This is a genomic window from Burkholderia sp. AU45388, assembly GCF_030481585.1.
GTDB classification, from domain to species: Bacteria; Pseudomonadota; Gammaproteobacteria; order Burkholderiales; family Burkholderiaceae; genus Burkholderia; species Burkholderia sola.
The window spans coordinates 589,028-615,297 of sequence record NZ_JAUJPV010000002.1; the positions used below are offsets into that span (position 1 = coordinate 589,028).

Annotated in this window: 16 protein-coding genes and 1 riboswitch; of the genes, 7 read left to right on the forward strand and 9 right to left on the reverse strand. The window is 63.1% G+C overall.

All coding sequences use genetic code 11. From position 1 onward, the window contains the following. The first annotated feature begins 213 nt into the window (after positions 1–213). The 3 genes from QZM72_RS06605 to QZM72_RS06615 all read left to right on the forward strand — a co-directional run bounded on the left by QZM72_RS06605 (position 214) and on the right by QZM72_RS06615 (position 5,036). Positions 214–2,028 (forward strand): ExeM/NucH family extracellular endonuclease, encoded by a 1,815-nt coding sequence (locus tag QZM72_RS06605; protein ID WP_089469003.1) that lies wholly within the window; start codon positions 214–216, stop codon positions 2,026–2,028. A 700-nt stretch (positions 2,029–2,728) separates the two neighbouring features. Continuing rightward, positions 2,729–4,561, forward strand: coding sequence for a peptidase S10 (locus QZM72_RS06610; protein ID WP_301737580.1), 1,833 nt, complete (start codon positions 2,729–2,731; stop codon positions 4,559–4,561). Between the two features lie 82 nt (positions 4,562–4,643). Further along, positions 4,644–5,036 (forward strand): 2-oxoglutarate dehydrogenase, encoded by a 393-nt coding sequence (locus tag QZM72_RS06615; protein WP_227789689.1) that lies wholly within the window; start codon positions 4,644–4,646, stop codon positions 5,034–5,036. Between the two features lie 256 nt (positions 5,037–5,292). On the opposite strand, the gene QZM72_RS06620 is transcribed toward QZM72_RS06615, so the two are convergent. Next, a complete protein-coding gene (locus QZM72_RS06620; RefSeq protein WP_301737581.1) occupies positions 5,293–6,372 on the reverse strand; it encodes a zinc-binding alcohol dehydrogenase family protein in 1,080 nt (359 codons plus the stop codon). A 110-nt stretch (positions 6,373–6,482) separates the two neighbouring features. Between QZM72_RS06620 and QZM72_RS06625 the strand changes: the two genes are divergently transcribed. Then, entirely contained in the window at positions 6,483–7,274 is a 792-nt protein-coding gene (locus tag QZM72_RS06625; protein WP_301737582.1) for a helix-turn-helix transcriptional regulator, read from the forward strand. A 93-nt stretch (positions 7,275–7,367) separates the two neighbouring features. Here the strand turns inward: QZM72_RS06625 and QZM72_RS06630 are convergent, their stop codons facing one another. The 6 genes from QZM72_RS06630 to QZM72_RS06655 all read right to left on the reverse strand — a co-directional run bounded on the left by QZM72_RS06630 (position 7,368) and on the right by QZM72_RS06655 (position 16,255). Beyond that, positions 7,368–8,846, reverse strand: coding sequence for an aminotransferase class V-fold PLP-dependent enzyme (locus QZM72_RS06630; RefSeq protein WP_301737583.1), 1,479 nt, complete (start codon positions 8,844–8,846; stop codon positions 7,368–7,370). Positions 8,847–9,012: 166 nt separating this feature from the next. Then, positions 9,013–9,327, reverse strand: a complete 315-nt coding sequence (locus QZM72_RS06635) for a TrfB-related DNA-binding protein (protein WP_301737584.1) — start codon at positions 9,325–9,327, stop codon at positions 9,013–9,015. 18 nt (positions 9,328–9,345) lie between these two features. Next, positions 9,346–9,603, reverse strand: a complete 258-nt coding sequence (locus QZM72_RS06640) for a PAAR domain-containing protein (protein ID WP_301737720.1) — start codon at positions 9,601–9,603, stop codon at positions 9,346–9,348. A gap of 79 nt (positions 9,604–9,682) precedes the next feature. Beyond that, positions 9,683–11,164, reverse strand: a complete 1,482-nt coding sequence (locus QZM72_RS06645; RefSeq protein WP_301737585.1) for a virulence factor — start codon at positions 11,162–11,164, stop codon at positions 9,683–9,685. Continuing rightward, complete coding sequence (locus QZM72_RS06650; RefSeq protein ID WP_301737587.1) at positions 11,161–13,473, reverse strand: hypothetical protein; 2,313 nt, start codon at positions 13,471–13,473, stop codon at positions 11,161–11,163. The genes QZM72_RS06645 and QZM72_RS06650 overlap by 4 nt, the downstream gene beginning before the upstream one ends. Before the next feature lie 19 nt (positions 13,474–13,492). After that, positions 13,493–16,255, reverse strand: coding sequence for a type VI secretion system Vgr family protein (locus QZM72_RS06655; protein ID WP_301737588.1), 2,763 nt, complete (start codon positions 16,253–16,255; stop codon positions 13,493–13,495). Positions 16,256–17,037: 782 nt separating this feature from the next. Here QZM72_RS06655 and QZM72_RS06660 point away from each other — a divergent pair. Together QZM72_RS06660 and QZM72_RS06665 are read left to right on the forward strand one after the other, a co-directional pair. Beyond that, positions 17,038–17,829: a hypothetical protein gene (locus QZM72_RS06660; protein WP_367620024.1), complete on the forward strand. Its 792-nt coding sequence runs from the start codon at positions 17,038–17,040 to the stop codon at positions 17,827–17,829. Positions 17,830–17,975: 146 nt separating this feature from the next. Beyond that, positions 17,976–18,079, forward strand: a riboswitch (SAM-I-IV-variant riboswitch). A gap of 42 nt (positions 18,080–18,121) precedes the next feature. Beyond that, positions 18,122–18,475, forward strand: coding sequence for a hypothetical protein (locus QZM72_RS06665; protein ID WP_301737590.1), 354 nt, complete (start codon positions 18,122–18,124; stop codon positions 18,473–18,475). 275 nt (positions 18,476–18,750) lie between these two features. On the opposite strand, the gene QZM72_RS06670 is transcribed toward QZM72_RS06665, so the two are convergent. Together QZM72_RS06670 and glmS are read right to left on the reverse strand one after the other, a co-directional pair. After that, on the reverse strand, positions 18,751–23,226 hold the full coding sequence (locus tag QZM72_RS06670) for a hypothetical protein (protein ID WP_301737591.1): 4,476 nt from the start codon (positions 23,224–23,226) through the stop codon (positions 18,751–18,753). Between the two features lie 544 nt (positions 23,227–23,770). Next, positions 23,771–25,600 carry a glutamine--fructose-6-phosphate transaminase (isomerizing) gene (gene glmS / locus QZM72_RS06675; protein WP_301737592.1) on the reverse strand — a complete coding sequence of 610 codons (1,830 nt, stop codon included), beginning with the start codon at positions 25,598–25,600 and terminating at the stop codon, positions 23,771–23,773. Positions 25,601–25,756: 156 nt separating this feature from the next. Here glmS and QZM72_RS06680 point away from each other — a divergent pair, with 156 nt between their 5' ends. After that, positions 25,757–26,248, forward strand: a complete 492-nt coding sequence (locus QZM72_RS06680) for an Lrp/AsnC family transcriptional regulator (protein WP_089469015.1) — start codon at positions 25,757–25,759, stop codon at positions 26,246–26,248. Positions 26,249–26,270: the final 22 nt, after the last annotated feature.

Below are 26,270 nucleotides of genomic sequence, written 5' to 3' on the forward strand. Positions count from 1 at the left end.
TCTTCGGCCGTGCTTGTGTCGAGCGCGTTGCCGGGAACGGGCTAGCGCGGCGCATTTTCCTCGGAAGGTTCGCTGCCGTGTCGAGACTTGGCCATACGACGCAGGGCGATCGCGGCGTGATGACGGCAATTACATCGGCCTGTCTGATTATTACCAAAAACTGTCATTGAGCGCCGCTAAGCTTTCGCCACCCTCACAACCGGGATTCCCGCCATGCGTTCGACAATCCGCCTGTTTGCCCCGCTATTGCTGCTCCCGACGCTCGCCGCGCCGGTATTCGCCGCCACCGCCGCGCCCGTCAGCCCGAATTGCGGCGGCAGCACGACGCCGATCGCCGATATCCAGGGGCCGGGCGCACCGTCGCCGCTCGCCGGCCAGAACGCGTCGATCGAAGCCGTCGTCACCGCGGATTTCGGCGGCACGGACGGCTTCGGCGGCTTCTTCGTCCAGCAGGCCGACGCGCAGCGCCGCAATCAGCCGGGCGTGTCCGAAGGCCTGTTCGTCTATGCGCCGAAGGTGCGTGCGAAAGCCGGCGATCTCGTGCACGTGACGGGCAAGGTCGAGGAGAAATACGGGCAGACGCAGCTTACGCTGTCGGGCGCGATCGCGGTGTGCGCGAACGGCCAGACGGTCACGCCCGCGACGCTCACGCTGCCGGTCGACAGCCCGAACGCGTTCGCCGCGTACGAAGGGATGTTGGTGCGCCTGCCGCAGACGCTGAGCGTCACCGACAACTACGAACTCGGCCGCTACGGCAGCGTGATGCTCAGCAACGGCCGGCTGCGTACGCCGACGAGCGTCGTGCCGCCCGCGCAGGCCCAGACGCGGATCGATGCGAACGCACGCAACCGCCTGATCCTCGACGACGGCTCGAACAAGCAGAACCCCGCGACCGTGCCGTATCCGGCGCCGGGCCTATCGGCTGCGAATACGCTGCGCGCCGGCTACACGGTGCGCGACGTCGAAGGCGTGCTCGAAGTCCGTTACGGCGCATGGCGCGTGCAGCCGCTGCCCGGCGCGGCCGTGCCGGCGTTCGACAAGCGCGAGAATCCGCGCACGAACGCACCGGCGCGCGATCCGAAATCGAACCTGCGCGTCGCGTCGTTCAACGTGCTCAACTACTTCAACGGCAACGGTCTCGGCGGCGGCTTCGACGATCCGAACAATCGCGGCGCGAAGACGTTCCAGGAATTCCAGCGCCAGGAAGCGAAGATCGTCAGCGCGCTGAAGGCGATCGACGCCGACGTGATCGGCCTGATGGAGATCCAGAACAACGGCTACGGCGAACTGAGCGCGGTGCGCCAGCTCGCGGCGAAGCTCGGCAGTCAGTGGCGCGTGGTCGATCCGGGCACGTCGCGGCTCGGCGGCGACGCGATCGCGGTCGCGATGATCTACGACAGCCGCAAGGTCGAGCCGGTCGGTCGCGCGGCGACGCTCGCGATCGACGACAAGAACCGCCAGCCGCTCGCGCAGTCGTTCCGGCTGGTCGGCGGCAACAAGCAGGCGCTGACGGTGGCCGTGAACCACCTGAAGTCGAAGAACTGCCCGGATGCCGCGAACGACGATCTCGACCAGGGCGACGGCCAGGGCTGCTGGAACCCGACGCGCACGCGCGCGGCGGCGAAGGTCGCCGACTGGCTGGCCGGCAACCCGACGGGCGTCAAGAGCCAGGGCGTGCTGCTGATCGGCGACTTCAACAGCTACACGTACGAAGACCCGATCCGCACGCTCGAATCGCGCGGCTACCGCAACCTCGTCGCGCGCTGGATCGGTGCGAACGCGTACAGCTACGTGTACAACGGCGAAGCCGGCTATCTCGACCACGCGCTCGCGACGCTGCCGCTCGCGTCGCACGTGAAGGCCGTGCACGAATGGCACATCAACGCGGACGAGCCGCTCGCGCTGCAGTACACGCTCGCGTACAAGTCGGCCGAGCAGCAGAAGACGTTCTATGCGGCCGACGCGTATCGCTCGTCGGATCACGATCCGGTGCTGATCGATATCGCGCTGCCGGGCGGCGGGAAGTAATCGTGGTTTGAGTTTTTACGACGGGTGCGACGGCCGGCAATACCGGACATCGCGCCTGTCCCGAAAGCCGTTCGAATACCGGGTAAATAATTCCGCGAATAATTAATCGAGCCGGTATTTTATGGATGATGCGCTGCACATCGGCACTTCGCTTGAAAAGCGATCGAGGTGGAAGGAATCATCGAATTGCATGTACATGCTGGGGCATTCGCTTTAATCGGCCAGTGATAATAAAATTGAAAGAATAACTCTATCGTTTTGAAGGCTTTGGATTTTGCTGCGCCAAGACGGGGAAGGCTTCTGCATTCCGCGTGAAAAGTAAAATATTCGGCGTAGCATTGCCGCCAAAACGCACCGTGCACGAATAATCCCGTTTTCTTTCAAATTCCACACACTGTCTGCCCTTCGCATCATTGCGGGATTTTTAATATCCGAATGATCTTTGACAACGCGGCGCAGCACCGCCTATTTTTGTCATGTCGTAAATTTCGGTAATACAAAAGTTGACCAAACTGCAGGGGGCGCGTCCGAGCACCATTCTCGCCAGCAGTTTGCTGTGTCTGTATCAAGTTCAGTCTCTGAGAAGTCCGATTCCCAACCGCCGACTGCCGACCGTGCAATGCGAGTGGCGGGGTAGGCCTGCGCGTGTCGCAGGCGTTGGCGGCCTTTGTGATGCGGTATCCGAAGCCAAAGGAAAGAGATGAAACCAGACAGGAGTAGTACCGGCAGCCGCCGTGTTCGTCGCGGCCGGCTGGCCGGGCTAGGCGCATTGACCGCCATGACACTGGCGCTCGCGGCATGCGGCGGCGACGATTCGTCGTCCGTCGGCGCGTCGAGCCTCGCGCAGGCCACCGCGAGCCAGCAGGCCGGCACGCAGGCGCCCGCCGCCAACCAGCCGTACGTCGACCCGGTCGCATACTCGATGAACGCGACCGACGGCCTCGCGCCGTCGCAGGTATCCGAGAAGGCGGCCGTCATGCATTACCAGTGGAAGGGCGGCGGCAGGACGATCGACTACACGACGACCACCGGCCATCTGACCGCGCAGGACGCGAACGGCAATCCGGAAGCGTCGATGTCGTATGTCGCGTACACCGCGCCGAGCACGAACGGCAAGCCGCGCCCGGTCACGTTCGTCTATAACGGCGGGCCCGGTTCGTCGTCGATCTGGCTGCGGCTCGGCTCGTTCGCGCCGACCCGCGTGGCCACGCCCGATCCGCTGTTCGGCAACAACTGGCCGAACTATCCGCTCGTCGACAACGCGGACAGCCTGATCGACACCACCGACCTCGTGTTCATCGACCCGCCCGGCACCGGGCTGTCGGAAGCCGTGTTGCCGAACACCAACCAGAAGTACTGGGGTTCCGACGTGGACGTGAACATCATGCGCGACTTCATCCAGCGCTACCTGAACGTCAACAGCCGCGGCACGTCGCCGATCTACCTGTACGGCGAATCGTACGGCACGCCGCGTACCGACATGCTTGCGCTCGCTCTCGAATCGGCCGGCGTGCACCTGACGGGCATCGTGCTGCAGTCGTCGATCCTGAACTACTTCGCGGACGCGGTGGAAGCGGTGGCGATCACGCAGTCGACCGAAGGGTTATTGCTCGACACCGATACGGTGGCCGGCTATCTGCCCGGCTATGCGGCGGTCGCGGCGTACTTCAACCAGGTGTCGCCGGCGCCGGTGAACCAGGATCTGTACGCACTGCAGACGGAACTGTTCACGACGCTGATTTACAACCAGTTGCAGAAGTATTCGCAGTCGTGGGTGCTGAGCCAGCTCGGCATTCCGGATGCGCTCGGCACGCCGGTGTTCCCGAGCGACGCGACGCTCAGGCTGTGGTCGATTCCGTCGAGCCTCACGCAGCAGGCGCTGCGCGGCTATTTCAACGCGAATCCGTTCGGCACGAGCCTGCTGCCCGGCACGACGATCGGCCGCTATGACGGGCGCGTGTCGCTGCCGAACTCGGACCCGCGACTGCAGAACGACGGCGATCCGTCCGACATCCTGATCTCGCAGCCGTTCACGAACGCGCTCGCGACGCAGATGCCGGACTACCTCGGCTATACGGCCCCGAACGCGACCTACCTGCCGCTGAACGACGACATCATCGGCGTCTGGGACTTCTCGCACGACGGCCAGCCGATGCCGGACACGATCCCCGATCTGCTCGGTGCGCTGCAGCTCAACCCGAAGCTTCGCGTGCTCGCGGAGAACGGCTTCCACGATCTCGCGACGCCGTTCTTCAGCACCGAAAAGCAGCTCGCTCGGCTGCAGACGGTGAAGGGCCTCAATCCGAAGCTGCAGGTGAACTTCTTCCAGGGCGGTCACATGATCTACCTGGACGACGTCGCCCGTCCGCAGATGAAGCGGGATTTGCAGACGTTCTACAAGGGCGCGCGGATTCCGACGGCGCTGACGCTGCACACGCTGCCGCCGCCGTGGCCGGATGAAAACTCGCCCAGCGTACCGACCGGCGGCGCCCCGGGCGCGACGGCCGCGACGACGCTGGCGGCGGCCCCTTGAGCGACGGACTCCTTATCGAAGGAACCCTCTATTCATCCATTGAATGCGAGCGATCATGTCCCTAATCCAATTGATGCGGCGTATGTCTCCGTTGATCGTGCTCGGTGCCGTGATGAGCAGTGCCTACGCGTTGCCGCCGCAGGCGGTGGCGCCGGTGAAGCTGCCGCACGGCGGGCGCGGTGTCGACGGTCCGTTCTTTCCGGCCACGCGGGCGGCGCCGGTGCTGCCGTCGACCGGCGCGGCGTTGCAGCAGCAGGCGCAGCAGCGCGTCGACGCGCGGCTCGGCGGCAATACCGTGCTGAGCAACGGCGCGGCCGTGACGAAGGCGCAGGCGCAGAGCAGCGGGCTCGGCTTCGTGTCGAAGCATTTCGACGAGATCGATGCGAAGCACACCGGCCGCGTGACGATGAGCGACGTGCGGCAGTTCATCCGGCAGCGGCAGGTGCAGGCGCAGCAGGAACAGCAGGACGAGTGACGTAGCGAGGCAGGGCGGCGGCCGGTGCGATGGAGATCGCATCGGCCGCCGCGCGTTTTTCATCCCGCATGCCGCGGGCATCGGGGGCGTCCTATTCCGTCTGTCGCTCGTCGCGTCCGGTTCGATCCGCGCGTCGGGGCGGAGCGATTCGGTGCTGCCCGGCCTGCTTGCCGATATCGCGGCGCGCTACGACGACGCGACGTCCGGCTGGGTCGCGCTGCAACTGGCGTATCCGAAGTAGTACCCGTCGTGCAGGCTACGGCGCGATCACCGTCATCCTGAACGGCCCGCCATGTTCCGCCGCATGCGCGACCGCGTCGTTCGCGTCGTCGAGCGCGAAGACCGTCACGTCGAAATGCCCGAGGTCGAGCAGCCCGCCGCGCACGAGCCCCGTCATCAGCGTCACGGCTTCCGTCGGGTACATCCATTTGCCGCGCAGCGTGATGTCGTTGCGCATGATCCACGGATACGGCAGCTCGAGCCCGGCTCCGCCGAGCATGCCGACGCCGCCCATCAGCACCACGCGTCCATAAGGACGCACGGCCATCACGGCGGCGCGCACCGTCGTCGCCGGCACCGACGGCGGCATCAGGTCGATCACGCAGTCGATCGGCCCCGGCGCCGCCTGCTGCATGCGGATGCGGTCCGCGGTTTCGTCGCCGGTCAGCGCGACCGTGCGCACGCGTTCGCCGAAGCGGCGTTCGAGATCCGCCAGCACGCGTGCATTGCGGCCGGGCGCGACCACGCATTGTGCGCCCATCGCCAACGCGACCGCGATGCAAGCGCTGCCGAAATTGCCGGTCGCGCCGCTGACGAGCAGGATCTCACCGGCGCGCAGGTCGGACGCAAGCAGGCCGCCGTACGGCACGAGCAGCGTATTGAGCGCGCACCAGCGCGCGGCGTCGGACGGCGTTATCGCGCCGATCTGCACCGCGTTCTCGGTCGGCACGCGCAGCCGCTCGGCGAACGGGCCGTCGTGAAAATAGCGTTGCAACTGCTTGCCGCCTTCGCCGCGTGCGCTCCAGCCCTGCAGCACGATGTCGGGCATCCGCGCATCGTCGCGCGAGCGTACGGTCGGGTCGCAGAACACCCAGTCGCCCGGCCGCAACCGCGTCGCGTCGGGGCCGGTTTGCCGGACCCGGCCGATCGCGCCGCAGCCGGGCACCATCGGCAGTTCGATCGGATAGCGGCGCTCGCCGCTGAACACTTCCCGCGCATAGGACAAGACCGGTGTCGCGACGACATCCACGATGACTTCGCCGGTGCCGAGCACGGGGTCCGGCATCGTTTCGATCGCGAGCGGCTGGCCGAGCGACTTCAGAATCGCAGCTTTCATGACGCTTCCTGAGGGTGGGGGACGCGCCGATTCTGGCAGGCTTAGAATTCGCAACAAGGCCCGGCGCGAGCCCAGGATTGGCCGGTACCACCCTGCATGGAGCGACCCCGATGACCGTCACCACGCGAACCCCGTTCGGCGATTTCCTGCGCTCGCGGCGCAAGAAGCTGCGCCCGGATGCCGTCGGCCTGCATGACGGCCCGCGCCGGCGCACGCCCGGCCTGCGGCGCGAGGAAGTCGCGGAACGGGCGGGTATCGGCGTCGACTGGTACGTGCGGCTCGAGCAGGGGCGCGACGTCAACCCGTCGGATGCGACGCTCGACGCGCTGGCGCGTGCGTTGCGACTCGACAAGGCCGAAGCCGCCCATCTGCGCATGCTCGCGCGGCGCGATGCGTCACGTGCGTTCATGCCGGAGCGCGTGCCGCCGACCATCGCGCGGCTCGTCGCGCATCTTCAGCAGCCTGCCTACGTGACCGGCCGGCGCTGGGACATCCTCGCGTGGAATGCCGCGGCGGCCGAGCTGCTCGGCTTCGATCGGCTGGCACCAGCGGATCGCAACATCCTCGTCTACATGTTCATCGAGCCGCATGCGCGTGCGCTGTTCGCCGCGGGCTGGGCCGACGAGGCGCGCCGGATGATCGCGCTGTTTCGCACGAACCACGATCTCTACGCGAACGATCCGGCGTTCGTCGAACTGGTCGCGCGCTTGCGCGTCGGCAGCGGCGAGTTCGCGCAATGGTGGGATGCGCACGACGTGCGCATCGGCGTGTCGGGCGAGAAGGTGCTCGTGCATGCGCAACGTGGCATCCAGCGCTACGAGTACGCGACGTTCCAGGCGAACGACGATCCCGCGCTGAAGCTCGCGATCTATACGCCGGTGAGCGACGATGAACGGACGTGATGCGGAAGTGACCGGCGCCACCTGGCGGCCACGCGGCGAAGCATCGGCTCCATGCGTGAGCGCAGGTGGTTGGGTGTAACGGCGGGGGGCGGCTTATGCCGTGCGTCGCGCGGACAACCGATTCCACAGCATGCCGGAGCGGCTGCCGCTGCGGCAATACGCGAGCACCGGCTTCGGCAGCATGTCGACCAGTGCGCCGAACGCATCGACTTCCGCGTCGCCGATGCGGTCGCGTTCGACCGGCAGGTAGCGCGCGTCCATGCCCAGTTCGCGCGCGGCAGCGGCGATCTCCTCGAACGCCGGCTGATCCGCGCCTTCGCCATCCGGCCGGTTGCAGATCACCGCACGGAAACCGGCATTGCGGATCGCCTTCAGGTCGGCCGGCGTGATCTGCCGCGACGCGGTGAAGCCGGTCGCGGCTGCCGCCCGACATTGCTCGATTGCACGCGCGAAACAGGCGATCGCGAAGTCGACGTCCTGTTCCGTCGTGAAACGCCCGAAACTGATGCGCACGGTGCGACCGGCCGCTTCCGCGTCGAGGCCGATCGCGGTCAGCACGTGGGACGGCGCGCCGCTGGTCGAATTGCATGCGGAGGTGGACGACACGGCGAGCGCTTCGCCGAGCATGAACGGGAAGAAGCCCGGCGCGTGCACCGTCAGGCTCAGCGTGTGCGGGATGCGGCGGGCCGCGGCCGCGTTCTGCGTGACGTCGCCGAGCGTGGACAGCGCTTCGGTGAGCCGCGCGCCGAGCGCCGCGATCCGTGCGGCTTCGCCGTCGAGTTTTTCGGCGGCGAGTTCGCACGCGATGCCCATGCCGACGATCTGATGCGTGGCGAGCGTGCCCGAACGCAATCCGCGCTCGTGGCCGCCGCCGTGGATCTGCGGCGCGATCCGGCTCGCGATCTCGCGGCGGACGAACAGTGCGCCGATGCCCTTCGGGCCGTACACCTTGTGGGCGGACATCGACATCATGTCGATGCCGAGTGCGCGCACGTCGATCGGCGTCTTGCCGAGCGCCTGCGCGGCGTCGACGTGGAGCAGCGCGCCGGCCGCGTGCACGATGCGGGCGATCGCGCCGATGTCGGTCAGCGTGCCGATCTCGTTGTTCACGAGCATCAGCGACACGAGGCCCGTGTCCGGGCCGATCGCAGCCGCCACCGCGTCGGCGGTGATTTCGCCGTGGGCGTCGGGCGTCAGGAAGGTGACCTGCATGCCATTCCTGGACAGGTTCGCCATCGTGTCGAGAATGGCCTTGTGCTCGAGGCGGCTCGTGATCAGGTGGCGCTTGCCGGTCGCGTTTTCCGCATAGCCCTTCAGCGCGAGATTGTTCGATTCGGTGGCGCCCGAGGTCCAGACGATCTCGTCGGCGTCTGCGCCGATGAGGGCGGCCACTTGCGCGCGGGCGTGCTCCACCTTGTCTTTCGCGAGCCGGCCGGCGGTGTGCGAGCTGGATGCGGGGTTGCCGAAGATGCCGTCGAAGCCGAGACAGGCTGTCATCGCTTCGATCACGCGGGGATCGGCGGGGGTCGTGGCTGCGTAGTCGAGGTAGTGCAGCGGGGTGGGTTCGCTCATATCCGTCTCTTGCTGATTGCGTAGTGATGGAAATGATACGGGGGACAGAAAGGAAAAAGGATCCAAAGTTGGTTGGGGATTCGGCTCGAAGTGGAATTACGTTTTCTTTGTGATGGGATTGGAGGAATTCGTTTCTCCGTGGGTTCGCTGGCTGGAATCGTCGCGATTACGTCGCCGCATCGGGGCCGGCTTGGGTCGATAACCGGTGCGCATCCCGCACCCATGCCAGTAGCGCCTGCTCGTACCTCGACGGAATCGTGACCGTGAGCGTCGTCAGGCAGGCGGCGTTGCATGGCAGCTCGAGATAGCGTCGCCAGGCCTTTCGCACAAGTTGCGACATCGCGGAGTGCGTCATGCCGAGTTCGGCGGCCAGCGCTCGCTGTGATCTGCCCTTCACGAAAATCTCATGCAAGGCCCACTGGTTCAGCGGCTTGATCCTCGTATCGTGCATCCGCAACAGCAGGAACTGTTGGGCGGTCATGCGTCGGGTCGTCGGCATTCAGATTCGCCCCGAATGTTGAAGCGACGAGATCAATTCCGCGCCGCACGAAGTCTTGTGGCCGTCGAACGCGGCGGGGCGGCCGTCGATGTCGAAGGCCGGGTCGCCTTCGGCAATCGTGCAGGCGCCATGAATCGGACACGAGCACGCGTCGCCGATACGAGCGACCGCGCGTCCCATCACCGTGCTTTTTCGGGCGCCGGATTCGACCCGGCCGCCGTGGGTGTGCGTATCGTCTACCCGGATAATTCCCCGCATGGGATTCCGTCCTCCAAATGGTTTGAGGTCTGACGCGGCGATCACGTTCGGATGAAGCAATCTGCCGCACCGGTGTGCATCACCATGAATAGCCTTGCATGCCGTAATTTGTATCGTGCCGACGCCCCCACCACGGCAGGTAGGCATTGTTGCCGCCGCGTGCGCGGAACCAGTCCTTGTCGGGATCGATCGGCGTGAGCTTCGACGGCGGCAGGACGACGACCGCGACGGGATGCTCGGGGGCGGTCGTGCCGGCGACGAGTGCGTTGCCGCCAAAGTGGTTGATCCGGCCGATGGCGAGCGCGACGTCGGTCAATGCGCTGCCTGTTCCCATGTCGCCGAGCAGGGCGGCCGTGTTGAATGTCTGTTTGCGGTGGTCGTATTCGGGGAGGGTTTCGGTCAAGGTCTGCGCGAGCACGGCAAGACGTGCCGACGATGCGTCGCTGCCTTTGCCTGCGTCGTGAACGACGTAGTTGAGGTCAGGGACCACGATGCCGGCGTTGCGTGCCGCTTGGTCGATGGTCGCCTTCCACGCCTGCACGGCGCGGGTCGTGCCGACCTTCTGCGGAAAATCACGCGTGTTACTGGTTGCGGCCTTGCCGATCCAGGCAAGCGGTTCGCGCTCAGTGTTGAACGTTGGACCAGCGAGGAACAGCACGACAAGGTTCTCGTTGATCTGCGCATCCGCGGGCGGGAAGTTGGGCGCGTCCCAGTTCATCACCCAGACGCTCTTGTCGGGGTTCGACTGCAAGTAGTCCAAGGCTTTGTTCAGGGATGTGAATCCGGCGTTTGGCCCGCCTTGTGTGATTTGCACATCGGGAGGCGTGTCGCGGCTCCACAAAGTCTTGGGGAACGGCGGGCCGATTTCGAAGTATTCGACAATCTCCTTGGTCAATGTTGCTCTGGCATAAATCGGGTCGAGCCTTGGGGGTATCGCAACTTCAACGTGAATGCCGGCGAGTTCGCGCCAGTCTTTTGAATTGTCTGGATTCACCGTGTAGAAGTACTTTGCGTTTGTCGCATAACGGGTATGCATCAACCCAAGTGCCTCGTTGATGTACTTGTGATAGAAGCCTTTAAACGTCTCTGTCCCATCATTGCCATACGCAATGCCTGCTACAGATTGCAGCGTTGCGAACGACTTCGGATCGGTTCGCACCATGTCATCGTTCTTGTTCGGTGCTGAGAGCCCTTGCGTCCACAATAATTGCCATTGCGTCGGGTAGTCTTTACGCTCCAATGGATTTAACCAGATTAACCCAGCGACCTGTACGACGAAAGGCTTCGACGCTTCTTCCGCAGAAGGCTCCGCATGCGTTACGAGTTCCGTCGCGGGGGCCGCGTGTGCCGACCGTACCATGGCCGTGGTGAATAGGAGCACCAGGAGTGCAGCCAGGCTGGGCACGACTACAAATCGCTTCATCCAATCTCCTATTTCCAGTTGTATCGGGTCCGGTTGTTCTACGTGCGCAATCAACGACGCCATGAGTATGGCCGCGATCATCCATGCTGCGACCGCAAGGGCTGCACGTCGCGGCCAGGTAGCGATCAGTGCCTTCATATCGCACCCCCCACCTTCAGATAGAACTGACCCTCTCGTTCATCCGTGATCGTGTCTGGCATCTTGCCTTCACTGCTTTCCGCATGTACCCATTCATGCATCGGCAATGTGTCAAGCATCCCTTTTGTGAAGTAGCCGGCATATTTCTTGTTTGAACTGTCTTCTGGGATACCGTTTCCCATCCGCCAATCGGCTTCAATCCGCAGCGCTTTCATTTGCTCGGGCGTCAGATAGCAAACCCCGATCGCCACATCGTATGCAAGTGCCTTTCTGGCATGCTTCGGATTGGTCATCGTCGTGGAGTGATTTGTCGGGCTGTTGGTCGAGCCACGATCGAGCCAATCTACAATCTGTTTATCGCGCCATTCCTTGTAGCCCTCCGGCATTTCGCTCTTGCCGTCCTCGCCGATCACGTGGCCATCACCATCGAGCCATGCCGTATTCAGCGTTCGCCGCGCCTCCATCCGCATCAACGCGCGGTCCTCGTAACGCTGTCCGGCTTCGCTCTCTGCCGTCCCTTGTGCGACGCTATCCTTGTTCTTCGCCTCGTACTGATCGTAAGGATCGTCCGCGCGCTTGTCTGCCTCGCTCTTGCTTGCGTCGCGCCATGCGGCCGGCGGATCGTTGCCTTCGTTGAAGTCGCTTGTTGCATTGCCGTCCTTCGTTTCGATGGGCTTGCCGAACCGCAACGCTTGCGGCGCGAACGGTTCGTCAAGTGCCGGCGCGTCCGCTACCACGGTCCAGCCCTTCGGCGGAAGGGCGTTCACGCGGAACATATTCAATGCCGAGCTGATCTGGGTCACGAACAACATGATCGGCGCGGATGCAAGCGTGGCCGCCACCCCGAACACGGACTCGTTTCCCTTGAGCGCACCGATAAGATTGAACTTGGCAGGTGGCGAAGGCGGATACCAGAATCCCGACGTCGTTCCCTTTTTGTTATACCGCCAGTCATCTTCCCAATACCGATAGCGTTCCTGCACGCCAACCTGGAAGCCGGAGGCAAAGACGCGCTGCGTCAGCACGCCGGGGACGCTGATATCGTTCAGCTCGTTCTCGTCGATGCCGCGCCAGCCGATGCCCTGAACCGTGACCGCCGAAATCACCTGGTCGTGTGGACAGCAATACGCGGTGACGCGACCATATGTCGACCCGTTCAGGCCGTGGCGAGCCCGATCCTCTTGTGCCGCGTAGGACCGCTTGCTGGTCGGTGATACCCGTTCGTTGGCCATGTCCTCATCGATCTTGCCGGCGGGCAGTTCGTAGGCTTTGCGCGTGCCGATGATCGACAGAAACTTGCCGAACGTTTTCGTGCGCGCGGCGTAGGTCTGCCGTCCGCGACGACCGCTGCCGTCCCTGGTCGCGCGTTGCGACCAGGTATCCATGAACGTATCGGATGGATTCGGGCCGTCTGCGCGCGCAAGGCTGTACGGCGCATTCGCCAGTACGTAGGCATCCGCCACGCAATGCCCGCTACGTCCCCACGGATCTTCGACGTCGGGCAGTGCATCGCCGAAGAACGCCGCCGTCAGGCCCACGATGTTGCCCTGGCTATGGCACACGACGGTAATCGGCACGTCGGCCTGCATGCGGCGAATCGACTCGATCAGCCTCGCAAGGCGCAACGCCGCGAGCACGCCATACGCACGGGGCGGTGCGCGATACAGCGGCCGGTTGGTCGGGTTGATCCCCTGGACGCTCAACCACCCGGCCGCACGATCGTCGAGGCCGCCGTGCCAGAGATCGGGCAGGCTCGCGCAGCCATTCGTGAACGGGCCGCCGCCCCAATAGTCCTTCTCGTTCAGAAAGATCTTGTCGCCGTACTCTTTCAGCTCTGCGGCGGTTGCCCGATAGCCCCATCGGAAATGGATGACGGGCGAGAAGGACGGATCGGCTTTGATGTAGTTGCCGGACCAAAGCTTCGGATTCAGAAACCCGTCCGGCGTCACGCTTTCCGTGTACTTCGCGGGCACCAATTGCCCGGCGTCGATGCCGTGATACTTGAGTTGATCATCCAGTCGGGCGAGCCGGCGGTTCAGGCCATCGCACAGCCCTTGCTCGGCCGCCTCGAACCATTCACCTTCGGAGTTCACGCCATGGACGAAGATGACGACACCAGGCAACGGCATTTGCTTGATGCAGATCAGCCGGGTGTCTTTCGTCCACATCGAGACCCCGTCGCTCCGGCCGACGACGATCTGAGGGGGCTCCGGGCGCCGCGCAGCCACGTCGGGCACGTCGGTCTTCGCGGCGTGCTCGTTGGTGCGTGCGTCCTCTTCCGGCCGAGGATCGAGAGATGCATCAATCATCCGGACTCCTGCGCTTGCGTTAAACATTCTTCTTGGTGAACTGCACCGCCAGCCTCTCGAACCGGTCGGTATCGACAGCCGGCAGTTCCCCGGCCCTGTCGGTCGTCAAACTCGACATCGTTCCCGATGCCTTTCGAACCTGTCCTTCGAACCCCGGCGCCGCGTTACCGTCCGTCGGGCGGATCAGTTTCGGGATGCGGCCGAGCGTATGTCGATCGAAGGCCGGCAGATCGACGCTCATGCTTGCGGGGCCGTCCCACGCATGACCATCGGATTTCACGGTGAACTTGCCGGGGCATCCGAGTTCGATATCGCTCCCGTGCAGCTTGAGATACGCGCCGCCGGACGTGACGAATACGACTTCGTCGCTCGCCGTGCCGGCAAGCCTGCCGTCGGCCGCGGTCAACTGGATGTTTTTGCCGGACTCGATTTGCGTGTCGTCGTTCTGCGATTGAAGGGCCACTTTCCCCTGATGCGCGATCGCCGATACACCGTCGCCATGCGCGAACATCGCGACGCCGCGCCCGGCATGCAGATTGATTCGCTCGCCGCTCGTGATTTGCATGTGTTGCTGCGCGATCTGATCGATGTTCTCGCCCGCATACGTGACGTGCGTTTTCGGCGTGACGTTCAGCGACCCCGCTTGCGCGCCGAACGCCATGAACGCGGATGCGTCGTTGGGGGCGCCGGATTCCGATTCGCCGGGTTTCCAGTGACGGAATGCATTGGCGATGTTGTCCTGGCCGGCCGTGTCGGCGGATTGCCCGCCGTGCTGGCCGGCGTGATCGCCGAGCGACTTGAACAGCGCCATGCATTGATCGAGCAAGCGGATCAATTCATCGCGATCGAGCTGACCACCGGTTGCGTGCGAACGCGCATAGGTCGTCAACAGCATGCCCTGGGCGGCGCGCAACGCCGCAGCGGCGTCGGTGCGCAACTCCGCGCCTTCGCCCCGATCGCTCCCGTGTCCATCCTTGCGCGGCTGCGTCAGGTAGCCGAGATTCAACTGGGTATGCGCATGTTCGCTTGCCAACTGCACGGAGATTTGCGACGGCGTATCGTCCAGGCGAAGCTGGTTGTGCCGACGGCCCTTGATCTCCCGCGTCTTGATCCCGGACACGTAGCGATTGCCCGGCAGCGCGCCGGTATTGCTGAAAGTCGCGGGTGGATTCGCGCCGTTGCTCAACACGCCGATAATCACCAGACGGTCCGGGTCGCCCGACAGGCTCCCCAGCAGGACCTCCATGCCGACACGCGGCAGGAACAGCGCGCCGAAGCATTCGCCCGCGAGACTCGCCGCGACGCGAATCGGCGCGCTGTCGCCGGCCAGGCCGTTCGTGCCGGCGCCTTGCGCGTGCGCATGGTCCGCCGGATCCAGCCCGTGAATCTGCACACGCACGCGGCCGGCCTTGTCGCAAAACACCTCTTCGCCCTGCGTGCCGACGATCGTGCCGGTCAGCAGGTGAACCGGCGGCACGTCGATCGACGGATCGTAGGCGGGCTTCAGCGGCACGCCGCGTTGCACGCACGTGAAACTGTTCTCGTAGCGCGTGTCCATTGATCCCGATGCGTCGGGTGGCGGGGCGATTGGCGTGAGGTTGTGGCTTGCCGTGAATAGCCCGCTTGCGCGGACCGACAGGTCTTTCGGCAGGTTGTTCCAGATGACGTGTCGAATCGACGTGACGACGAACCGGCGACGATCGATCGACTTCATGTCCAGTTCCGGGTCGCCCGTCAGCGTGAATCCGTGCCCCACCAGCATGTCGCGCACGGTGCCGATGCCTTCGAAGCGCGCGGCTTCGAACTGATGGGCCAGCATCCGGTCGTGCGCGATGCGCGCGTGATCGTTCCACGAGTCGCCGACGTGCGGGATGTCGATCGCGACGTCGGTCAGCAGGCGCGCAAGATCGTTCCCCGACTCGCCCTGGTCGAGGCCGGTGACGGCCTCGAAGTCGTCCATGCGAGCGGTCTTGTAATCCCACGACGGGCGGCGTACCTTGCCGGGCGACAGGCTCTGGTCGTACGCAAAGAGGGTGACGGTGTCACGTTGCTCGACGCCGGCGTCGCGCGGGTGAAGGCGCACGGTGCCGGCCGGTGCGTCCGGCAGACGATGCGGATCGTCGCAGAACACGAGCGTGTGAATCGGCCGCTCGTCGGTCGCGCTGCGCCTTCCGTCGACCGGCGCGGCCTTGGCAAAGACCGTGATGCCTTCCCGGCGCAGCAGACGCCGGATGAAGCGTGCGTCGGATTCGTTGACCTGCCGCGTCAGCTCGCGTGCCGGATACCGATCGGCCCGCAATGCCGACAGGTCGAAATCGAACGCTCGCGCGAGTGCGGGGCTACGCTGTTTCCACTCGTTCATCAGCGTCGCGAGAATGTCCGGCACGCTGCGCGAGCGGAACAGGCGGGCGTTCGTGCGACGATCCATCAATGAAAGGGCGTCGCACACATGGAGCTGATAGACGGTCAGTTCGCCGTCGGATTGACCGGCTCGCACTTCGCGCACGATCGCGTTGATCGCCTGGATGTTGCCGCGATCGGTCGTCAGCCGGATCGATACGGGCAAACCGAGAAACAGCGCAGGCGGCAGATGATCGTAGGTCGATACGCACGTCAGTTGCCCTTCGATGCCCGACATCAGCCCCTCGCGGATATCGGCATGATGGAGCGCCAGCAGATGGCCGACCGCGCGTTGCGCCTGCCCGAAATGAAGGGAGACGGGACGCTTGTTCAGGTCGACCCGACCCGACGCAAAATTTCTCAAAGTTGCTGCTATCGACATAACGACAATCTCGTTATTTTTGTTCCGGATTCGGATGGGTTCGAATCCGCCTCTCAGGGTGGCAATGCGACGGCGCTTGGAATTTCGGTGCGAAGAATAGCAAGCTATTTCTATCTTCAACTAATATTTTAATTTTGAGACGAGAAATAATTTCTTTTGAAACAATGGTTAATGTTTGGTTGGTTTGAGTGGCGTTTTTGTTTGGATGGGAATATATCGAGTCGATTGCTCTGGATTGGTATTTGTCGTGCCTCTTTTGTTCATATCGTGTAAATGAAACCTTTTTGTCAGGACGTGATTGAATTGGAAGTTGGGAATTCGGAATTGTCCCGAATCGAAATGAGCAACGTTACGGCACACCGATTGAAATCGGCGTGAGCGGGCTTGTGCAATGGCACACGATGTGTACGCCCGCCGATCGGGTGCTGGAGAAAGCATCTTTCAACATACAAATCCGCCGCCGGATGGTTCGGTTGCGCCGGTGAACGGCGAGCTGGATTCGGACGAATTCCGCGAGCCAGGCGATGCCGCGCGGTGCGTTTGCGGATGCTCGATGGGCGCCGCTGCTCGCTTCCCGTCAGTTGTTGTCGTCAAGGCAACACGGTAGTGTTGTGCTGGCCGTTGACGTGCAGCGGGGCTGATAACGAAGCTGTGACGAAACGTACCGGCATCGACGAATTTCGAACGGCGGGTGCGTTGCCGATCATTCCACCCTATAGTGCTCGTCGTTGATCGATCCGCAAGCAATCGGGGGGTTCGTCGTGTTTCACCGGAAATTCAAATTGGGTTGTTCGCGCTTCGCGTGCATCGTCGCCGTGACGACGATGCTGGCGCCCGTCGCGGCGCATGCAGAGGGCGAGGCCGGCGACACCCCGACGCACGTTGCGTCGGCTGTCGATCACGACGCGTCGCCGGCACGACCGATTGTCGGCGACGATCCGGTTGCGATCCGGGATGCGCTGCAGAAGGTGCACACCAGCACGCTCTCACCTTCGTTGCGCGACCGGGTTCGCGGCGCGGTCGCCGGTGCCGCCGGCCGGCACGACGCGAATCCCGATCTGGCGGCCGTCGGTCTGGATCGTGACGTGACGTTCGTGGTGCCGGTGCGGTACGGGCTGAGATACCGGTCGCGGCGGCAACTGCTGACGCTGGACGTCGACCTGTTCGATGCGGAGCGCGACGGCCGGGCAGGCATCCTGCTCCACAAGGTGACGAAGGGGCCGCGCGGGCGCGGGCTCGTGATTGCACCGGAAGCGAAGGCGAAAGGGTACATCCAGCACGTCGACATCATCGAACTCGAATCCGGACAGGGGAACAAGACCACGGTTCGGAGCCGCATGCGGCTTTCGCCCGCCGAATACGCGCAAACGCATGGCGACTTCGCACTGGTTTTTTCCGGACGCCTGGTTCGGCCTTACCTGACCGAACAAACCGAACATGCCGATCCGAGTATCGAGGAGCCGACGGACATTTCGACGCGGGTCTCGACGCTGCACATGGATCTCCGTGACATCCGGCTGGTGAGTCCGTCGAGCGGCGTCGTGGTGTCGAAGAAGCTGCGGTTGTCGAAGTAGCGGGTTTCGGCGGGCGGGTCATGCGCGCGGAGAGGGCGGGCCGGATCAGCGAAATCGTCCGGCCGAAGGGCCGCTTTCCGGAGCTGCTTGTTCAATGCCGGATTTTCGGTATAATGAACCAACGTTCGGAATGTCGAACGTGCGAATTCAAGCATCCAGAGTCGGGTTTTCCGACGCCAACCTGCCCTCCCGGGCAAGGTGGACGCCCTTGAGGCGATGCGGCCGATCGACGGCAACGAAACGGGAGCAGCATGGCTGGCACCGGTTCGATAACCATTCATCCGGAGCAACCATGAGCCAAGTTTCCTCCGCTTTCCGCCCGCCCGTCTGTGAAGACTGGTCGCATTTTCTTCCCGGTTTCACGTTGACGCACACGGTTCATCTCGTTTCGAGACGGAATCCTGGCATCGTCTCGACCGCGGCTGCCGTACTCGAAGGGGAAACGGCGACGGTCGATCGGTGGGCTATTACCCGATGTGGTGACGTTCTCGAGCAGAAAATCGTGCTCGGTGAGATGACGGAAGGGCAAGCGGTTCGGGTGCGTGAACGGCTTGCGGCGCTCGACGGCGTGCTCCGGACGAGGGTCGAGCATCATTTCGTTCGGGCGAGGGCGGCGGTGGGAAGTGCGTCGGAGGGCAGCCACTAGACGATGCATGCGCGTCGTCGCTGTATCCGGTGATATGTATGAAACTGGACTAGAGCAAACGGACAGTGTCAGTTCATCTGACTCAATTCGGCCATTTCGGCCGTTCGTTTGACCCGCGCAGCAGTCACTTGAACGGCCGCTCCGCTCCGAAAACTGCCCATTGTTTAGCACGCTTGTCGACCAGAAGCGGTCAATCATCTGAACGCCACCGGGCGAGCAGCTCCAAGCCAAAATTCTGACGCGCCGTTCGAGTCGACGACTCCAACGGCGGTCATTTAGATGTTTTTTTCGCGTCTATCGGGTTTCTTCAAGCCCTTCTCGCCGTCTTTGGTAGAAGGGGTTGACGGCGCCTCGCCGAAAGAAGGCCGCAATGCAGCAGTTTTGCGCTTTCCCGATCCCAGCTTCGGCTGCTTTGCCGTCGACTCAGTGATTCTCTTGACCTTCTTGGTCGCCTTGGTATCGATGCCGCGCCGCGTGAGGTCGATGCCGATCACACGAATGTCCTCAACACCGGGGTAGTCGTTCGATATAAGCACCCAGTGTCGCTGCAACTCGTCCACGAGCATCTCGAAAGCGTCAACTCGGTGCCCATTCGGCAGATCCCAGTAGGGTTTTGTCCCGAGATAGACTATGACGAAGATGCCGCGGCTTGAGCGGAGATCGCGCAGATAGTCACCACACAGCTGTGTTTCGAGGCGCTCAAAAAGGTGAGGGCCGGTCCACTTGTCAGCGAGCTTGAGTTCGGCCGGCACTGGAGCGTCAAAGCCGACGCCAAAGAATCGCAGATCGGGACGCTTCGCATCGGCCAGTTCCTCTTCTTGCGGGATGACGTATCGGCCGGCTGCGCGATCGCGACACCATCCACCCAAGAATTTCCTGAACTCCGTCTCTTGATCGATCGCCTGAAGGATCGAGGCGATGCTGGAATCGCCGTTCTCGAGGTCGTGCTTCAACGCTTCCAGCTTGTCGACGGCGTGATACCAGAGTTCGCGGTGATTCGTCGGCGTCGCTACTAGCGATTTCCCGAACTCCTGAACCTGCGACGGTGTCCACGCATCGACGTCTGCGTCTGCGGTGGCCTTGATCTTCGCGTGGTAGCTCATCCACGGCCGGGAGCGCTCATCAGGGTGCGCGCGTCCCATTTCGAGCAGCGCGAGGAACGCCTCCTTCCCAGGAGTCTCCCGGATAAATGCCATGAGCGCATTTCGCGCATCCTGCGCATCGTCTCGCAAACCTGGCGAGTATACGCCTTGCCCTGCGCGGTCGATGTCGTCCTGCTGCCGGATGTAGCGCGCCATGAGCAGATAGAGCGACTTCATGTGCTCGACCGTGCGATACGCCTGCCGGGCTTGTCCTTCCTGCGACCTGCCACCGACGAGGGCGACGACGAATGCAAGAGCCAGCTTAGTCTGCTGGCCCGCGTCATCCATACCGGCAAACCGGGCGGCAAGGGCTGGGATCGCGGCGGCAGGATCGGTTCCGACCCAGGCGGCGAACCAGATCGGAGAAAAAGTGAGGTTGCGAGTGGCGTTCGCCTTCCGCGAAGCAATTGCAGCGATCGTCTTGTCGTCGATCGATGATCGGTTGACGATCGCGAGAAGATGGCCGAGGTTCCGTGTATTGACCCGCTTAGCGCGCAACTCCGGCAAGAGCGCCGGAGCAATCTGATCCCAGATCCAATCGCCATGCCAACTGACGTCATAGAGCGCGTAGTGGCTCTCCCCCTCCTCCGTTTCGGTAGAGAGCTCGTATTTGATTTCCTTTAGCAGCACGTCGAAGACTTGCGATGGGAACGACGCATACAGCCGGGGAAGCCAAACTGGAAATCCATTGAGCTCCTGCAGGGCGTATCGTGCCGCGATCTCCGCATCAGCCGGAAAGAAAGAAGACGGCCAATCAATGGTTTCCCGCGCTTCGATCGACAGTCCGGTAAGACCGAAAATCGTCGAGAACGGCGTGGTGTTCGCGACGGCACCCTCGGAGCGGAGCACTGGCCTGTTCTGTCGCCAGTATCCTGCGACGCCATCTCGGAAAGCTAGTGCGACATCCTGGCCGAACTCTTCGATGAGCGATTGCCAATTGCCCTCTGTCCACCGGTTATACTGACTTTCGGCGCCACGCATTTGCTCGTGCAGGTAGTGCTGGTCGCGGGAGATCATGCCGGGCTTTCCGAAGTCGCGGATCTTGTCCAATCGGCCCGCGAGAATCTGCTTTGCCCTCTCCTTGGACGCCGCTTCCCTCTTCGCCTCCTTCTCGGACCTGCGCTTCCAGGCGGCTTTCTGGCGCTTGAACTTGGTATTGGCACCCCTGGACGGTTTGAGCAATTTGCCTAGCTCAGCATCCACGTCAGGATAGACCGACGACACCTTCTGGAGCGCCTCTCGCCACGCCCGAAGCCGACCATTTTGCTGGTAGAGAGTAAAGGCGAGCGTCAGTGCGACGAGTTTGTCGTCTTGGAGTCGCCGAGTGGTGATCTCGTCGCACATATAGTCGAAATCTGAACCGTCGAAGGCCCAATAGGTGTCGAAGATCGAGACGTGCCAATAGTCGGTCAGCCGCTCGCCGTTCTTGCGCTTCCGTCGCGCGCGCTCCTCGGCGACGCTATGCCAGAAAAGTGCGCGGTTGAGCGCGGGCCATTCGCGGACCAGTTGTGGCAGTTCGTTGAGCCCACCCTTGAATGTGCCGCGCTCGTAGATCTCGGCTATGGAAAGCTTTCGCAGGACCGAAAGCGCAGTTTTCTTCAGCGTGGCAGGATCGCAGCCTTTTATCAGCCGCACCAGGCCTTGGCCCGCGATCTGGCCGAGCCAGCTGTATCGCTTGGAAATCTCGCAGTGACGCTGCTCGACGACTGGCCTGCGGCTCAGAAGTTTGGCGAGTCCATCGAGAAGCGTGGGGAGGAGCGTCCGTGGAAGTCTGGTCACGTAGCTGGCGAGCGAATCCAAGAGCGGATCGGTCTCGTAGCGCTTCTTGGGTGCCGTGAGCGCAAGGGCCCCGAGCAGCCAGTCCACGTCGGCCCGCGTCTGGCCGAGGCCGACGACAAGCTCACCGAGCCATCTGCGCGAGAGCGGCGGCGTTTCCTTAATGAACGCCTCGCAGACCTCGAAGCAGTCGTGTCCCGACCCGACTTCGATCATTGCCCGGATAGCTGCGATCCGCGCGTACTCCGCGCGCGAGCTGAGTGCGAAGTGCTTGGCCTTGTCCGCGAGGGTAGCGATCCCGCCCTGTGCGACCATGCGAAGAAGAAACCAGACGATGTCCTCGTCGCTGCTGTGCCTGTCAAGGAGTTCCCGGATGCACTCCGCGAGGTCCGGATTCGCGAAGCGCTGCACGGCCGAGTACTCGGTGGCGCTTCGGCCATGCGCTGGCTGGGTGAGTTGCTCACAGGCTTCGCGCAGAATTTGGGCGCGCGTATCCACCGGCAGCTGTGCAGGATCTCCACCCTCAAACAAAACCTCGGGCGCGAGACGCATTACGCGCTCAAGGATCCGCTGGTCGAGTAGGGCTAGCCAGGGAAGAACCGGGCGCATCGTCGGCACCACGACCTCGATACCGTATTGGCGACGGAAAAAGAGGTTCTCGATCTTCGCCCGCGATCCTTCGTCGACAAGCATGGCGTTGAGCCATTCCGCTGTGAGAAATTCACGGACGGAACGGTGGTGGAAGCGTACCGTTCCGTAGATGCCCTCGTCGAATATCGGCCTGGTCAGGAGTGTCCGACAGTCGGTGTCGTTCCAGTCGGTCAGCACGTCCTTGATCGAGAGGCCGCGGTCGTTCTGCTGACCGTCGGGCACCCGGATAGCCGACTCCTTCGCGAGCGTCGCTGCCGCTGCGACAAAGCGCGCGCCCGCTCGGATACGATCCTTGGAGATCGGGTTAGCGTCGGCGCGGTCTTGGTCGCGCTCCTCCAAGCGTTTGTCGATGCTCGCCCGTATCAGCTCGAGACGCGAGCCAATCTTCTTGTTGGCGATCCAGAACTCGACTGTCTCGGCGAGGTCCAGTGGGCGGGCCGTGAACGACCATGCGTCGGCGCGTTCTATCGCCTTTTTGAAGCCCTTGATATCGGTGACGCCCTTGGCGCTGGCAAAGCGGTCGACCTGCTCGCCGGCGATCTCGTCGAGCGCGACGATACGAAATGGCGACTTCCGACCCTTCGGTACAGGGATGTCGCTAGTGGTTACGGCTTCATCGGACTCCTGGTGCTGGGCGGGCGCGGTCGCCGGCGGCGTCCACGGTAGCGCCGCCTCACAGATCAGGAGATCGGTCCTTGGCCGCCAAGCGTCGGTTCGCCCGGTGATGACGACATGGGTACGTTGAAGGACGCTGCCGAGCTTGCGCCCGACCTTCCGTATCGCGCGCTCGAAATCTTTCGGGTCTTTCAGCCGCGCTTCATCGACGGAGTCCAACAGAAGCCAGCCGCGCTCGCCAGAGGTCATCCACTCCTCAAACTCCTCGGGCGTTCCCTCCTCGAACGCGGCGTCGAAGTTCTGGGCGAGGTGCTCGATGCGCAGGAAGAAAGCTCGCTTAGCGCTCTGCCGCAAGTTGCGGCAGACGTGCCGGAGCTCTTCGGTTTTTCCGGACCCTGCCTCGGAGAGAAGGACAATACGCGGCTCCTCAAGTAGATCGGACCATTGCGTAGGTTTGTCGCGGCGCATCAGCCGGAATAGGTCCGACTCCTTGCCTTCCTCCTCGCTAAGCGCGAGATCGTGAAATGTGCGGTGAAGCTGGATAAACTCGTCGAGATCGACCGACATCTGCGTCTCCTTTGCATCCTCAGGGGCGAGAGATCGGTACACCTGTTTCGCACCGTCAGGTGGCTTATTATGACGTGGGCATGATTTCATGGGGCGATTACGTGAAAGATGCCGCTGTGCACCGTTTGGCTTATTCCGGCGAATGAAACGACATAATCAATTACACGTCGACTGCGGCTGCTGTCGGAATGAATCAGCATGAGTGACCGGGGCAGGCGATGTCTGCCATTGAAACTCTGGCCCTTGGCCCGGCGGCTATGGGAAACTGACCTGCTTAATCATTGGCGATGGCCAAGCGTCTGGTAAAGACGACAACTTGCCAGCCGAGAGGGGGTACGCGTGACGGTTCCAGCTTGCAAGCGCCCGTCGCACTTACCGAGATACCGTTTCGGATCGGCAGCGGGCATCGACGCCGCCCTCTTTCCGAGTCAGCAACGGGTCGATTTTGTCGCTTGATGAAGTGACTGCCAGGCAAATCCAAGATTCTGATCCGACGCTGACTGAGAGACCAGATCTTGGCTTACACAGGTGGCAGAAACCCCCCTCACTCCACCGTCACCGACTTAGCCAGATTCCTAGGCTTATCAATATCCGTCCCCCGAGCCAACGCAGCGTGATACGCAAGCAATTGCATCGGCACCGTATGCAAGATCGGCGACAACGGCCCGTAGTACTCGTTCAGCCGAATCACCTCGGTCCCTGCACTCGGCACCAACCCACAGTCCACATCCGCGAACACGAACAGCCGACCATTCCGCGCACTGACCTCATGCATGTTCGACCTGAGCTTTTCAAGCAGCATGTCATTCGGCGCAACCGCGATCACCGGCATTTCATTGCTGACGAGCGCCAGCGGCCCATGCTTCAGCTCGCCTGCCGGATAGGCCTCCGCATGAATATAGGAAATCTCCTTCATCTTCAGCGCGCCTTCGAGCGCGATCGGATAATGCATCCCGCGCCCGAGAAACAGCATGTTGTCGCGTCGCGCGAGCAACTCCGACCACGCCATGATCTGCGGTTCCAGCGCGAGCACTTTCGACATCGCGTCGGGCAGATGCCGCAGCGCGCGCAGATGTTCCTTTTCTTCGTCGTCGCTCAACCGCCCGCGCACCTGCGCCAGTGACAGCGTCAACAGGAACAGCGCAACGAGCTGCGTCGTAAACGCCTTCGTCGAAGCCACGCCGATTTCGACCCCCGCACGCGTGACGAATTGCAGCGCGCATTCGCGCATCAGCGCGCTCGTCGCGACGTTGCAGATCGCGAGCGTATGCATCATCCCGCTGCGTTTCGCGACATGCACCGCGCCGAGCACATCAGCGGTTTCACCGCTCTGCGACACCGCCACCACCAGCGTGCGCGGATTCGGCACACCGTCGCGATAACGAAACTCGCTGGCGATTTCCACAGTCGCCGGCAACTTCGCGATGCTCTCGATCCAGTACTTCGCGGTCAGCGCGGCGTGATAGCTGCCGCCACACGCGAGCAGCAGCACCGATTCGACGTCGTTGAACACGCGCCACGCGCCGTCGCCGAACAGTTCGGGCATGATCGACGAAACGTCGAGCAGCGTATCGGCCACCGCCTGCGGCTGCTCGAAGATCTCCTTCTGCATGTAGTACCGATACGACCCGAGATCGGCCGCGCCGCTATGCGCGGCGACGCGTTGCACCGCGCGCTCGACGCGCTGGCCGGCCGCATCGACGATCCAGTAGCGATGCAGCTGGACATCGGCGACGTCGCCGTTCTCCAGATAGGCAATGCGATCGGTGATGCCCGACAGCGCAATCGCGTCGGAAGCCAGAAAATTCTCGCCTTCGCCGACCCCGACGACGAGCGGCATCCCGTCGCGCGCGCCGACGATCCGGTGCGGTTCGTCGCGGCACATCACGGCGATCGCATAACTGCCACGCAGTCGCGCCACCGCACGCCGTACCGCATCGAACAGGTCGCCGTCGTACAGGTGGTCGATCAAATGCGCGATCGCCTCGCTGTCGGTCTGGCTCGCGAACACGTAGCCGTGCGCCTGCAGTTCCGCGCGCAGCTGGTCGCAGTTTTCGATGATCCCGTTGTGCGACAGCGCGATGCGCGCATTCGCGTCGCTCGGCGAGAAGTGCGGATGCGCATTGAGCGTGACGGGCGCGCCATGCGTGGCCCAGCGCGTATGCGCGATGCCCGTGTAACCGGCCAACGCCAACTCCGCGATCTCGCGCTGCAGGTTCGCGACACGATCGACGCTGCGGGCGCGCGCCAGCGCGCGGTCGCGGTAGACCACGACGCCGCACGAGTCGTAGCCGCGGTATTCGAGCCGTTTCAGGCCGTCGACCAGGTTCGGCAGGATGTCCCGCTGGGCAACCGCCCCGACGATTCCACACATATCGCGCTCCGTAAATGTCCTGTCTGGATCAGTGAGAGCGATGGTAGAACCGGTGAAATGGAATTAAATTTCAAAAATTTAGAAAATATGAAACAGGTTGATGATCGACTATCATGTTGAAATTAAATTTCACTTACTGAAGGGGAGGAACGGTTAATGGCCGGCATCACCCTCGACGATCTCGACCTGCGCATCCTCGCGATCTTGCAAGACGACGCGTCGGTGTCCAACCTGCAACTCGCCGAGCGCGCGCTGTCGTCGCCGCCCACCTGCATGCGTCGCGTGCGCCGGCTGACGGAGGCCGGCGTGATCCGCCGGCAGGTCGCGGTGCTCGATCCAGTGGCGATCGGCACGGGCGTCACCGCGCTGATCGAGATCAGCCTCGACCGGCAGACGGCCGAAGACTACGACGCGTTCGAAGCGTACGTGTGCGCAGAGCAGGCCGTCACGCAGTGCTACCGCGTGTCCCCGGGGCCCGATTTCGTCGTGATCGCCGATCTGGCCGACGTCGCCGAATACGACGAATTCGCGCGGCGGCTGTTCACCGGCGCGTCGAACGTCCGCAACGTGCGGACGTTTTTCTCAACGCATCGCGCGAAATTCGAAGCGAACGCGCGGATCGCGCATGCGATGCGCAAGCGCACGTAGCGTGAGGTAAGCCCGTCGTTCG